Below are 12385 nucleotides of genomic sequence, written 5' to 3' on the forward strand. Positions count from 1 at the left end.
GTATCCGAATCTCGTTTTATTGCCTTGTGCAACGGAAGCCTCGGGAAGCCACGTTATGAACGGTTGTATTGCCTACGGTGATTGTAATACCGAGGGCCTGAGAGACTATCATGAACCGGTCTGGCCGCAGATCGTTGCGAAGCAATTGGGCCTTTCGCTCACCAATTGTGGTCATACCATGAGCACAACCCGTGAGCTGCTTCAGTATGCTGAGGCCTTCCCGCCCAGGAATTATCAATTGGTGTTTATTCAGTATGGGCTCGTTGATTCCTGGCTCACCTTTCGTGGTGCGCCCTACGTGCTTTATTACCCGGACAGCCCCCGCAGGAAGCTTGCCCGAAAGCTCGTCAAAAAGCTGAAGAAATGGGCCCGGCGTCTCCACCTGCAGGATCGTTGGGGCGCGGTGGAGCAGGTGCCGCTGGACGAGTATCTGGGCAATATTGAGCGTGTGTTGCGCTCGGCCCCCGACACCCTGTTCGCGTTGGTGTCCACGCCGCCGAACCTCGACGAACCCCGGAACCCGCGCATTGAGCGCTACAATGAGGGCCTGCGAGAGTTAGCCGAACGTGAGCCAAATGCGTTTTTTGCTGATGCCTACCGCCCATTATGGCAGCGGAAAGCCGAGTCCTTGATGGCAGACGGAACCCACCTTACCGAAACTGGGCATCGACTCCTGGCGGATACGGTGATCAGCGCGCTGTCGACATACTGGCCAACAGGTCCCGATAGAAGGCCTCAGTCTTCGATACCATCGCCTCAAGGCTGAGTTGCTCCCGGGCCCACAGGAAACTGCTGTTTTGGGAATCCCTCATAACCATCGGGTTGCGGAGATTGGTGCGAATCAGTGTGGCGATATCCTCAACGCGGTCAGACGCGGCAATACTCTGTTCAGGCAGGAATTCCCCCACGCCGCTGACTGGCGTTGACAGTACCGGGCAACCCGCCATCAGCGCTTCCACCATGATATAAGGAAAACCTTCGCGGCTGGAGCTGATGATGCAGGCGGTGGCGGCTTGGAGCCAGGGCTTCATATGGAGCTCGTGGCCTGGAAGCAGTATCTGGTCTGAGACGTCCAGCTCCTGAATCAGGGTGCCTAGTTGGGCACGCTGGCTACCATCACCCAGGATAACCAGACTGCCATCGCAGTCGGCCCTGGCCCAGGCGCGAATCAGCCGGTCGAACTGTTTTACCGGCTCCAGACGGCCTGCGGCTAACAGGAGAGGGCGATCTGCAGGAATTTCGAAGGTCGGGGCCTCCGTCTTTTCTTCGCCGGAGGTGTCCACAGGCGGTAAGCCATTGTGGATCAGCCGAGCATTGGCTTGGGCAATGGTGTCGGTAATATCACGGCTGACACCAATCACGCCATCCAGCCGATCAAATCCCTTATGGGAGCGCTTGGTGCCATGAAGCGTACCCACTGTTGCACTGTTCAGATGACGGACTGAACTGACCAGGTTAGCGGCCTTGTTGCCCTGGGCATGAACGATATCCGGGTGGATGGAGCGAAGGTGTCGCCGCAGGCGGTAGTGCAGCCAGGGGTTGCGTCGGCCGAGCTGCACGGGCAGTGGATGGAAACAAACCGGCGAGGCGAAGCGTTCGCTGTAGTGGCTGTGTGCCAGAACGTGAACGGTGTGGCCTCTTGTCGAGAGGGCGTTCGCGAGGTCGGCTGTGTGCGTTTCCATACCGCCCCAGCCTGTGCCGGGTGTGGCGATGATCAGCGCGATTGTCAGCGGGCCTTGCGCATTCATTGGTGCGCAGGCCTCCGCGCAAGAAGGTTCTCATAGACCTTCAGCGTAGTTTCGGTCTGTGCTTCCAGTTGGAATCGCCAGGGTATCTCTATCTCAGGTCGGGGATTGTCGAGGAGGGCGAGCGCGGTCTGGGCAAACGCTTCTATATTGTCTGGCGGTACCAATCCGTCGGAGAAACAAGCGCGCAGTGTTTCGGCTGCGCCACCTCGGTCAAAGGCGGCCACCGGTGTGCCGGAGGCCAGGGCTTCGGTAACGGTGCGGCCGAAAGGTTCTGGTTTCGTGGACATGTGGCAGACCACGTCCGCCAGAAGGTAGAGGGTGGTCATATCGTTGCGCTGGCCGAGGAAACTCACCTTGTCGGTCAGGTTCAGGCGGGCACGTTCCTTTTCCAGCTCCTCCAGAAACTGCTCCTTGCCAGGTTCAGCGCCGCCGACAATGATGCCGTGGCAGTCCGGTCGTTTTTGCACCAGCTGCGCCATCATGGCCAGGAAGTCCAGTTGGCCTTTCCAGCGGGAAATGCGCCCGGGCATCATGATGATCTTTTTCTGGGCCAATTGTGGGTACTGCCGGAACCAGCGGTCCAGCCATTGTGGGCTGAGCTCCCGTTGTCGAAAAGCACTCACGTCCACGCCCCGTTGGATGACGGTCAGTTTTTCTTCCGGCACCGGGTATTTGTTCAGCACATAATCCCGAACACAACCGGACACGGCGATGATGTGATCAGCCCGGGTCATGATGGCGCTGTAGGGGGTCACGGAATACATGCCGTGAAAGGTTGAGACGACGGCCGGGCGCTGGTTGGCTGGAATGGTCTTCAGAGCCAGGAAGATGATCCAGGCGGGCATACGGGAGCGGACATGTATGATGTCCGGTTTCAGCTCCAGAAGCAGCTTGCGCATGGGCAGGATTTGTCCGAATGACGCCGGGTTCTTCCGGTGTATTGGCATGAAAATGTGTTCCGAGCCTTGCCCACGAAGCTGCTCCGCCATGGGGCCGCCTTTCGAAACCACATAGGACTCGTGCCCACGTTTCACCAGGTCGGCGGCGAACTCCACGGTGCCTCGTTCCACCCCGCCACTGTATAGCGCGGGTAACGCCTGCAGAATCCTCAACGTTTGCCTCCCCTTAAAAAGTGTTCAATCAGCCACCTTGCGGCCCTATCAGCCTCCCAAAGCTCCTGCGATCCGCGCAATTTTCCAGCCATAACCGAGGCATGGTCACTCCAGTGCGCAACGTACCCTTTCTCTACCAGGCTGGCTATGCCCCGGGCGACCCGGCTGTTATTCTTGGGCGCGAGCTCAAACAGACCCGTAGGCACGCCGGAGGTGGCAGCTTCGCAGGCCATGGAGGCGCTGTCTGGTGTGACCCACACCGCGCGGGAGGCGGCGAGTTGGTGGGGAAGCCAGCTGGCGTGCGTTCGCTTGGAATCCACGACCGTGACCTTCGGGCCTGCCAGGTCGTTCAGTTGCATCAACAGGTTTTCGGGCGTACGGCGAGAGCCGCTGATCGTCCAACGCCATTCCGGGTAGCGACCCATTAGCTGGGATAACTGTCCGAGAATAACGTCGTCATCCCAGTCGAAATGGGGTGAGGGGCCGCCTACGAGAACAAGGCCTTCGGGTTTGTCGGTAATTCTGGCCAGGGGCGTGATTGCGTTTATGACACCTTCGGTGGCAAGGACATGTCTGGCTGGGGGGACCTTATCGTGTTCTGGAATGATGGCCGCATCGACCCAGCTGAGAGGGAAGCCCGGTTTCATTAAAACCACGGTTTTTACCTTTCGGAGCCGCCGCAGGGATAACAACAGGCGATGAGTACCGCTGCCGGCTGCGATAATCAGGTTTGGTCTTCCCAGGGCTTTATCCATGGCCGGCGCAACGCCAAGCAGCGCCCGCCACAAGGGCGGGGGCGCTTCGGTCGCATCGATTTCACTCACGCTGGCGCCAGCCAGCACCCGAAGCCGGTTGCCCAACCCTTTCAGCTGGTTGTGATGGCCAGGCTTATTATCGGTCAGTAGCCAGACAACCGGGGCGGGTGAACCCGTGTGGGAGCGCATTCAGTTTGCGTCCTTGCTGTACAGGTTGGGATCTTCCCTGGAAGGACGGGTCTTGAAGCGGCGATGCATCCAGAGGTACTGGTCCGGGTGTTTTCGGATTTCGTTTTCGATGGTTTTGTTTACCAATGTGGCGTCCGCCATGTCATCTCCGGAAGGAAAGTTCTCCAGTGGAGGATGGAAGTAGATATCGTACCCTGGAGCGTGTTCCCGTCGGAAATGGCTGAACGGCACCACGGCACAGCCGCTACGGTCGGCTATGCGCGAGGTGGCGGTGATGGACCCCGCAGGCACTCCGAAAAATGGGGCAAAAACGATGCCTTTGCGGCCGTAGTCCTGATCTGTGGCGTACCAGACGATACGGTTGTTTTTGAGCTGTTTGAGCAGGCCGCGCAGGTTCCGGCTGTCCAGTGCCACCCCATAACGACGTTCCCTGGCGCGGGTCATCACCGCGTTCATCAATGGGTTGTTATGGTCGCGCTGCATCACGTCGGCCTCAATGTATTCGGTGACCAGGGCGCCCCCCAAGTCAAGGGTGCTGTAGTGACCGCCCAGCAACAGGATGCCCTTGCCTCTGGCAAGCGCAGCGTCGACATGTTCAAGGCCGTGGACTTCTGTAATGGGCATGAAGCTGGTGGGACTGCGGAACCAGGCCAGCCCAATCTCCATGACACCGATGCCGTTGGCGCGGAATGACGCCTTCACCAGTGTCTGCTTTTCCGTTTCGGATAACTCTGGAAAGCACAGGCGAATATTCACATCGGTGATTTGCTTGCGATGGCCGGCAAAGCGATAGGCGATGTCACCAATCCGTTTTCCCAGCCACCATTGTAACTTCAGTGGCAATTGGGCACCCAGCCACATGGCAGCGACCCCGATCCAGGTTGGCCACCAGCGCGGATGTAGGTAGCTGGTATAGCGGGTGTCGCGAGTTCTCTGTTTAGCGGTCTTCACTCGTGTCAGTCCCTGATGATTTTTAACGGCAAGAACCGGAGTTTAGCAGGGCCATTATCTCCGGCTAAAGCCGCAATATCCGCAAGTTGCGGAAAATCATGAATTCCAGGTCGCAGACGCCGGCCACCGCTTTATGTAGAATGATCGCCGCATCGACCCGGCCGGAGTTACCATGCTTCATTTTTTCTACTCCCTTTTTTTCCGCATCGCGCTGCCGTTTGTGTTGCTGCGGTTGTGGTGGATCGGGCGTACCAATCCTGAAGCGTTCGTGCGCTGGCAGGAGCGCCTGGGGTACGTGGAGGCCTTCGATGAGCCGGTCATATGGGTTCATGCCGTATCGGTGGGTGAAACCATTGCCGCCGCCCCCCTGGTGAAAGCCTTGCTGAGGCGTAATCCTGATATCCCCATATTGATGACCGCGATGACGCCGACCGGCTCGGCCCGAGCCAGGGCTTTGTTCGGTGACCGGGTCCACTATGCTTTCTCACCATATGACACACCCGGTGCGGTGCGCCGGTTTGTTGGCCGCGTAAGGCCCCGGGCGCTTGTGATTATGGAAACTGAGCTTTGGCCCAATATGATTGCTCTTAGTCGCCAACGCCAAGTGCCCATTTTCCTCATTAATGCGCGCCTTTCCAGCCGTTCCGCGCGGGGATATGAGCGGGTGGCGTCACTGGTTCGCCCGCTGCTCCGCAGTATTAGCTGGATAGCCGCGCAAGCAGAGGAAGACGCTGGCCGGTTCCTGCGTATTGGGGCCACGCCGGAATCGGTGTCGGTGACCGGCAGTATCAAGTTTGATGTTGAGGTCTCGGACGAAGTACGCGCCGAATCTTCGGGGCTGAGGGCGGCGCTGGGCGCTGACCGTCCGGTTTGGATTGCAGCCAGTACCCACGACGGTGAGGATCGCCAGATATTGGAGGCTCACCAACAAATCCTCGAGCATTTCCCGAACGCATTGCTGATGATTGTGCCGCGGCATCCAGAGCGTTTTGATGATGTGGCCAGGCTCATTGACGCCATGGGGCTCTCTCTTGTCCGTCGGTCCCAGTCAGGAAGTGACGGGGGCGGAAAGGTAGGGCGCGAGGTGTATCTTGGTGACACCATGGGTGAATTGCTAATGCTTTACGGCGCCTCCGATGTGGCCTTTGTGGGCGGCTCGCTGATTGAACGTGGCGGCCACAACCCGCTGGAGCCAGCCGCTTGGGGAATACCCGTTGTTTCCGGGCCGCACATATTCAATTTCGAAAACATTTACGACCGCCTTGATTCAGGACAGGGTCTGTTTATTACGGATTCAGCGGAGTCTCTTGCCCGGTGCGTTGTTCATCTCTTTTCGGACAGAGCTTCTGCGCAAAACGCGGGTCACAACGCGCTGGCGGTTGTGAATGCCAACCGTGGTGCGCTCGAGAAAGTGGTTGATGGGATAGTTGAGCGGGTCTAAGGCGTGATACCGGTGTTTTGTATTGGCCGGGGCATGGTGCCCCGGCCTGATTTTCATCAGTTTACTGGGAGGGGTTGTCGATGGTTTCCTGCTCGTTAGCCATGGCTTCAATCCCCGGTGCTGATGCGCTCAGCCAGTTGTTCAGGTCTACCAGATCCTGAGGGCTGAGGGTGCCAGCCGCCTGTTTCAGGTTCAGGGTGTTAATCACGTAGTCATAACGGGCATTGGCAAAGTCACGCAATGCCACGTAATAGTTCCGTTCCGCATCCAGCACTTCCACGATGTTCCGTGTACCCACTTCGTAACCGGCGCGGGTGGCATCCAATGCACTGCGGCGGGAAATGATGGTTTGTTCCAGCGCAGAGGCAGACTCGATGTTGGTATTCACGGTACGGAACAGGCTGCGCGTGTTTACCCGGACATCCCGACGTACTGTCTCTAGCGACTGCTCCGCCACCGTCACCTGGGAGCGCTGCTGTCGCACGCCGGCCTGGGTTCCGCCGCCCATATACAGGGGAACGTTGAGGGTAAGGGCGATGCGACCCTCGGTCGTTGTGCCATCGCGCTGGCCCTGTGTCAGAGTTGGCTGCTCCAGCCCATCAATCTCCGTGTTGCCGTAGGACGCATTCAGGTCAAGCGTTGGCAGGTGACCGGCTTTCGCGCTCTTCAGGTTGGCCTCGCTGGTGTTCAGGTCATAGAGGGCTGACTGGATCTGCCAGTTCTGACTCAGTGCGGTGTTTTCCCAGGCTGAAGGGTCCATGGGCACCGGGCGGCCGAGGGGGAAGTTCCGGCGCAGGTTGTTCAGGTCTTCAGTGTACTCGCCGGTCAATCGTGCCAGTTGTTCGCGGGCGATATCCAGGTCGCTCTCTGCAGCGATACGCTGGCTCTTGCTGTCGTCATAGCTGGCACGAGCCTCATACACTTCGGTAATGGCAATCAGTCCCACATCAAAGCGTTCCTGTGCCTGCTCGTATTGACGCTGAATGGCCGCCTCGGTAGCGCGGGCAGTGGTTAAGGTGTCTGCCGCCCTGAGGACATTGAAATAGGCGGTGGCGACGTCAAGAATCAGCTGCTGCTGAGCCAGGTTGTATTCGGCCTGCGCGGCTTCCGTCTGGAATTTGCTGGCGTCGTAATTAAACCAGGTGTCGGCTCGGAACAATGGCTGGGTCAGCTCGACGCCGTAGGCGTAGGTTTTATATGCCGCGTCCTGGCTGGGGCCGTCCACGTCGGTGTGGCTGGCTTCACCAAAGGCACCGATCTGCGGCAGCAGGTTGCTACGGCTGACATCGCTTGCTGCCTGCTGAGCTTCAAACGTGGCGCGGGCGGTTGCAATGCCGGAATCATAGGAGAGTGCTTTCTCGTACGTCTCAACCAGATCCATGGATAGTGCAGGCTGGGCTGCGAGCAGTCCAATCAGCCCGGAAAGCAGTCGTTTCTTCATGATGTCTCCTGTTAGTGAATCACCCGGCGTGTTGGAATACCTGGCCACATATGTTCAGATAACCATTGAGCGTTTCAGGCTCGCCATTATGGACAATAATCGGCCTGAGCTCTACACTTGCAGTCGGCACTGATTGTAAGTGTCAATTACATTGATTTCGCGTCTTGACGGGGTGCTGGCGTCAGAACATCTGACCGCCGGCTGAGATTGCCATGCAGAACCCGCAACCTGATCCGGATAATACCGGCGTAGGGATTTGAGACAATATGCTGCAACGACACAGAACCGTTCTGTGATCACTGCCCGTCATGCGCGACCCGTATACCTAATCAACCCGGGGACGCACTATGACAACAATACCTTCCTATCTTAGCGATTCAGCAAAAGTCGATTCTGCAGCCATCAAGCCGCTGCCCCAGTCCCGAAAAATCTACGTACAGGGTAGCCGACCTGATATTCGGGTGCCCATGAGGGAAATTACTGTGGGCGACACGCCGACCGACATGGGTGGCGAGAAAAATGCGCCCGTCGCCGTTTATGACACCTCCGGTCCGTACAGCGACCCTGAAGCCACTATTGATCTGCGTAAGGGACTCAAGCCCATCCGTTCCGCCTGGATTGAGGAGCGCGGAGATGTAGAGCAGCTATCCGATTACACCTCTGAATTCACGCGTCGCCGGATGAAAGACCCTCTGCTGGACCCACTCCGTTTTATGGATGAGCGCAAGCCGCTGAGGGCCAAGCCCGGCAAGAACGTCAGCCAGATGCACTATGCCCGCCAGGGGATCATCACGCCGGAAATGGAATTCATCGCCATTCGCGAGAATATGAAGCTGCAGGAAGCCCGGGAGCAGGGGCTCCTGAAAGACCAGCATCCGGGCCAATCATTCGGAGCGTCTCTGCCCCAGGAAATTACCCCTGAGTTTGTACGGGACGAAGTTGCTCGCGGCCGGGCTATTATTCCCAACAACATCAACCACCCGGAAACAGAACCGATGATCATCGGCCGCAACTTCCTGGTGAAGATCAACGGCAACATCGGCAACTCAGCGGTCAGCTCTTCCATCGAGGAAGAAGTCGAAAAGCTTACCTGGGGCACCCGTTGGGGTTCTGACACCATCATGGATCTGTCCACCGGCAAGAACATCCATGAAACCCGTGAATGGATCATCCGCAACTCGCCGGTTCCCATCGGTACCGTGCCCATCTACCAGGCATTGGAAAAAGTCGGCGGCGCTGCCGAAGACCTGACGTGGGAAATTTTCCGCGACACGCTGATCGAACAGGCAGAGCAGGGCGTGGATTACTTCACCATCCATGCCGGCGTACGCCTGCATCACGTGCCAATGACGGCCAAGCGTACCACTGGCATTGTGTCCCGTGGCGGCTCCATCATGGCCAAGTGGTGTTTGGCTCATCATCAGGAAAGCTTCCTGTACGAGCACTTCGAAGACATCTGCGAAATTATGAAAGCCTATGACGTGGCTTTCAGTCTCGGTGACGGCCTGCGTCCCGGCTCCATTGCCGATGCCAACGACGAAGCCCAGTTCGGCGAGCTCGAAACCCTGGGTGAGCTCACCAAGATTGCCTGGAAGCACGATGTTCAGGTAATGATCGAAGGGCCGGGCCATGTGCCCATGCAGCTGATCAAGGAAAACATGGACAAGCAGCTGGAATGCTGTGATGAGGCACCGTTTTACACACTCGGGCCACTGACCACGGACATTGCCCCTGGCTACGACCACATTACGTCCGGTATCGGCGCGGCAATGATCGGTTGGTACGGCTGCGCCATGCTTTGCTACGTTACCCCGAAGGAGCATCTGGGCCTGCCCAACAAGGACGATGTAAAGACCGGCATCATCACCTACAAAATCGCAGCTCATGCCGCTGATCTGGCAAAGGGCCACCCCGGTGCCCAGGTCCGCGACAACGCGCTGTCCAAAGCCCGCTTCGAGTTCCGCTGGGAAGATCAGTTCAACCTCGGCCTCGACCCGGACACCGCTCGTGCCTTCCACGATGAAACCCTGCCGAAGGACTCCGCCAAGGTGGCCCACTTCTGCTCCATGTGCGGCCCGAAGTTCTGTTCCATGCAGATTTCCCAGGAAGTTCGGGAGTATGCCAAGGAAAATGGCCTCGACGAGGTGTCGGCGGTGGATGCCGGCATGAAGGAGAAATCCCGGGAGTTTGTGGAGGCTGGGTCCAAGCTTTATGACAAGGTTTGACCTTTTGTAAGACTGCTTGGTTCGGAGTGTGAGCCAGGGTGGTGGCCCCGTTCAGAAAACGACTCGAGACGTCCCTGTGCGTCTCGGGCTCCGCCATCCCTGGCTCCGCACGTTTCTGAACGGGGCCACCACCCTGGCTCAATCTGGTATTGGCAGTCATCGCCTCGTTGGTCGCTTTTTGAGGATTGCACAAATGCTCGAAGCAGTTATTGGGAACCCCTTTTCCAAAACTGTGCGGAGCCATGGATGGCGGAGCTCAAGCGCCCCAGGGACGGGCTTGAGCGTGTTTTGGAAAAGGGGTTCCCAATTGCTGCCTCCCCGTGATTTAAGGCTGGGGCCCGAGCTTGCAGTAGCCCCGTAAATCCGGCTATCTTTCAGAATCGTTCTCACAAACGGATCTGAAACCAGTAATGACCGAACCGTTCCAGTTTAAAGACCGTGACGTAAAAATCGAAAAACGCGAAACCGTGTTCCATGGCTTCTTCCGCATGGACAAGCTCTGGCTGACGCACCCGCGCTTTGACGGCGGGCAAATGCCAACATTCACCCGCGAACTCTTCATCCGCGGCGACGCCACCTGCGTATTACCTTACGATCCCGATCGTGACGAAGTTGTTCTTCTCGAACAATTCCGCCTCGGCGCTTTAGGTCGGAAGCAGTCTCCCTGGTTACTGGAACTCGTGGCTGGCATGAACGAGGAGGGTGAGTCGCCCGAAGATGTTGCCCAGCGAGAAGGCCAGGAAGAAGCCGGCCTGACGTTTAAACCGCTGGACAAAATCTGCGACTATCTTGTGTCTCCCGGCGGGAGCACAGAGCTGATCCACCTATACTGCGGTCGCATCAGCACCAAATCCGCCGGCGGTTTGTTTGGCATGGAGCATGAACACGAAGATATCCGTGCTCATGTATTCAGCGCCGACGAAGCCATCGCAATGATTTATGATGGACGTATCAATAACGCTGCCGCGATCATCGCGCTGCAGTGGTTGCAGTTGAATCGCCCGCGTTTGCGGGAAGGTTGGAGCTGATATGACAGAGTGGGTAATGAAACCCCGGCGTTATGTACCGGATCTAAGACGTTTCGGCGCGCTGTGTGATGGTAATTACATGCGGCTTCACCGCCTGCGGAGGCTTGAAGCCAAGGGCCGCCCCATTTGTGAATTCGAGCTTCATCGTGAGGACCAGTACCTGGGCCGTGTTCGCATCGAAGTGCTGCAAACCACAAAGTTTACGGAAACCCTGCTGCTTGAACAGGTGCACAACTCCGGGCGCTGGCTGAATAATCCCCAGTTGACGGTTCGGGTCTATCACGATGCCACCATGGCCGAGGTTATCAGCTGTTACCGCGATCGACAGATTGCGCCGGTGAACGACTACCCGAACCGCTTCATGCACCACCCTGACGAGAAAGTTCAGGTGAACAGTTTCCTGGCCGACTGGCTGGATTACTGCCTGCGTTTCGGCCACTTGCCGATGGAACATGCCGCCTGGTCCGCCGGAGAGGGCGTGGACTAAGGTTGTATGTCTGCTCTGCATCCAATGGCATAGAGTGCTCGTAGACTGTGCGAGAGTTGTCAAAACCGGCAATTGCCTGGGAAAGCCTGAGCAGAATGTGATGAATATTCTGGATGCAGGCGGAAAAACTCAATAACCTGCCAGTAGGTCTGCTTCACCGGTGTGTGTTGCGCAAACGCAAGAACCACGAGTGCCATGACAGAGAACGACAACCAGCGTGCCCTCCGGGTGCTACAACTGACTGACCCGCACCTGATGGCCGATCCGGCGGGTGGGCTGCTGGGTGTCAATACGAGGGACAGCCTGGATGCCGTGATTGCTCAGGTTTTCCGGGACCATGGCCAGCCGGACCTTATCCTCGCCACGGGTGATATTGCCCAGGATGCAAGCGAAGAAGCCTACCGCCTGTTTGGCGACAAGTTGGAGGTCTTTCAGTGTGACACGGCCTGGATGGCCGGGAATCATGACGATTCGCCACTGCTATCCCGTATCGCCGCCGAGCGAGGAGCCAATCAGCGCCATATTATCCAGGGTGGGTGGCAGTTTGTGCTGCTGGACACCTCGGTTCCCGGGAAGGTGTTCGGTGAGCTTTCGGAGCCTGAGCTGGCGTTCCTGGAGAAGACCCTGAGTGAGAATCCCGACCTGCCAGCACTGGTCGCTCTTCACCACCATCCGGTTGAAATCGATACCCGCTGGATGTCACCGATCGGGCTTCGCAATCGTGACGCGTTCTGGCAGGTGATCGATCGTTTCCCGCAGGTAAAAATCGTCCTCTGGGGCCATATCCATCAGGAACTGGATCAAACCCGCAAGAGTGCGCGCCTGCTGGCGACGCCGTCGACCTGCATACAGTTTACAGCCGGCTCCGTGGAGTTTTCGGTGGAGGATAAGGCGCCGGGCTATCGGTGGTTCGAATTGTTGCCGTCGGGTGAGTTTTCCACTGAAGTCAGCCGGGCGACGGATTTTGTGTTCGAGCTGGATAGCAACAGCACCGGATATTAGCGGGTT

The 12385-nt window shown here is 57.8% G+C and carries 11 protein-coding genes and 1 riboswitch; of the genes, 6 read left to right on the top strand and 5 right to left on the bottom strand.

From position 1 onward, the window contains the following. Positions 1-55 precede the first annotated feature (55 nt). On the top strand, positions 56-766 hold the full coding sequence (locus JJO78_RS18335) for an SGNH/GDSL hydrolase family protein (protein WP_273624399.1): 711 nt from the start codon (positions 56-58) through the stop codon (positions 764-766). On the opposite strand, the gene JJO78_RS18340 is transcribed toward JJO78_RS18335, so the two are convergent. Genes JJO78_RS18340 through lpxL form a run of 4 tightly spaced genes read right to left on the bottom strand, consistent with a single transcriptional unit; the run spans position 690 to position 4755 of the window. After that, a complete protein-coding gene (locus JJO78_RS18340; RefSeq protein WP_273624400.1) occupies positions 690-1748 on the bottom strand; it encodes a glycosyltransferase in 1059 nt (352 codons plus the stop codon). The two genes, JJO78_RS18335 and JJO78_RS18340, sit on opposite strands and share 77 nt — an antisense overlap. After that, a complete protein-coding gene (locus JJO78_RS18345) occupies positions 1745-2860 on the bottom strand; it encodes a glycosyltransferase family 4 protein (protein ID WP_136634094.1) in 1116 nt (371 codons plus the stop codon). Before JJO78_RS18345 ends, JJO78_RS18340 begins: the two co-directional genes overlap by 4 nt. Beyond that, positions 2857-3804, bottom strand: coding sequence for a mitochondrial fission ELM1 family protein (locus JJO78_RS18350; RefSeq protein ID WP_273624401.1), 948 nt, complete (start codon positions 3802-3804; stop codon positions 2857-2859). The genes JJO78_RS18345 and JJO78_RS18350 overlap by 4 nt, the downstream gene beginning before the upstream one ends. Continuing rightward, positions 3805-4755 (bottom strand): LpxL/LpxP family Kdo(2)-lipid IV(A) lauroyl/palmitoleoyl acyltransferase, encoded by a 951-nt coding sequence (gene lpxL, locus JJO78_RS18355; protein ID WP_085681611.1) that lies wholly within the window; start codon positions 4753-4755, stop codon positions 3805-3807. 172 nt (positions 4756-4927) lie between these two features. On the opposite strand from lpxL, the gene waaA reads away from it, so the two are divergent. Further along, positions 4928-6196, top strand: coding sequence for a lipid IV(A) 3-deoxy-D-manno-octulosonic acid transferase (gene waaA / locus JJO78_RS18360; protein ID WP_126810596.1), 1269 nt, complete (start codon positions 4928-4930; stop codon positions 6194-6196). A gap of 61 nt (positions 6197-6257) precedes the next feature. Here the strand turns inward: waaA and JJO78_RS18365 are convergent, their stop codons facing one another. Beyond that, positions 6258-7637: a TolC family outer membrane protein gene (locus tag JJO78_RS18365; protein WP_273624402.1), complete on the bottom strand. Its 1380-nt coding sequence runs from the start codon at positions 7635-7637 to the stop codon at positions 6258-6260. A 158-nt stretch (positions 7638-7795) separates the two neighbouring features. After that, positions 7796-7910, top strand: a riboswitch (TPP riboswitch). A 74-nt stretch (positions 7911-7984) separates the two neighbouring features. Here JJO78_RS18365 and thiC point away from each other — a divergent pair. The 4 genes from thiC to cpdA all read left to right on the top strand — a co-directional run bounded on the left by thiC (position 7985) and on the right by cpdA (position 12379). Next, positions 7985-9862 carry a phosphomethylpyrimidine synthase ThiC gene (gene thiC / locus JJO78_RS18370; RefSeq protein WP_151981431.1) on the top strand — a complete coding sequence of 626 codons (1878 nt, stop codon included), beginning with the start codon at positions 7985-7987 and terminating at the stop codon, positions 9860-9862. Between the two features lie 410 nt (positions 9863-10272). Then, the gene (locus JJO78_RS18375) at positions 10273-10890 is read left to right on the top strand and encodes an NUDIX domain-containing protein (RefSeq protein WP_036203517.1); all 618 of its coding nucleotides are present in this window, start codon (positions 10273-10275) and stop codon (positions 10888-10890) included. 1 nt (position 10891) lies between these two features. Further along, on the top strand, positions 10892-11377 hold the full coding sequence (locus tag JJO78_RS18380) for a DUF1249 domain-containing protein (RefSeq protein WP_036203520.1): 486 nt from the start codon (positions 10892-10894) through the stop codon (positions 11375-11377). A gap of 195 nt (positions 11378-11572) precedes the next feature. Next, entirely contained in the window at positions 11573-12379 is an 807-nt protein-coding gene (gene cpdA / locus JJO78_RS18385; RefSeq protein WP_036203523.1) for a 3',5'-cyclic-AMP phosphodiesterase, read from the top strand. Positions 12380-12385 lie beyond the last annotated feature (6 nt).

Source organism: Marinobacter sp. DS40M6 (assembly GCF_028581595.1).
GTDB classification, from domain to species: Bacteria; Pseudomonadota; Gammaproteobacteria; order Pseudomonadales; family Oleiphilaceae; genus Marinobacter; species Marinobacter salarius.

What these genes read in the sequence shown, in the direction of transcription:
- JJO78_RS18335 (WP_273624399.1), top strand. Translation starts at nt 56, where the DNA reads ATGAACGGTTGTATTGCCTACGGTGATTGTAATACCGAGGGCCTGAGA.
- JJO78_RS18340 (WP_273624400.1), bottom strand. Translation starts at nt 1,748, where the DNA reads ATGAATGCGCAAGGCCCGCTGACAATCGCGCTGATCATCGCCACACCC.
- JJO78_RS18350 (WP_273624401.1), bottom strand. Translation starts at nt 3,804, where the DNA reads ATGCGCTCCCACACGGGTTCACCCGCCCCGGTTGTCTGGCTACTGACC.
- waaA (WP_126810596.1), top strand. Translation starts at nt 4,928, where the DNA reads ATGCTTCATTTTTTCTACTCCCTTTTTTTCCGCATCGCGCTGCCGTTT.
- JJO78_RS18365 (WP_273624402.1), bottom strand. Translation starts at nt 7,637, where the DNA reads ATGAAGAAACGACTGCTTTCCGGGCTGATTGGACTGCTCGCAGCCCAG.
- thiC (WP_151981431.1), top strand. Translation starts at nt 7,985, where the DNA reads ATGACAACAATACCTTCCTATCTTAGCGATTCAGCAAAAGTCGATTCT.
- JJO78_RS18375 (WP_036203517.1), top strand. Translation starts at nt 10,273, where the DNA reads ATGACCGAACCGTTCCAGTTTAAAGACCGTGACGTAAAAATCGAAAAA.
- JJO78_RS18380 (WP_036203520.1), top strand. Translation starts at nt 10,892, where the DNA reads ATGACAGAGTGGGTAATGAAACCCCGGCGTTATGTACCGGATCTAAGA.
- cpdA (WP_036203523.1), top strand. Translation starts at nt 11,573, where the DNA reads ATGACAGAGAACGACAACCAGCGTGCCCTCCGGGTGCTACAACTGACT.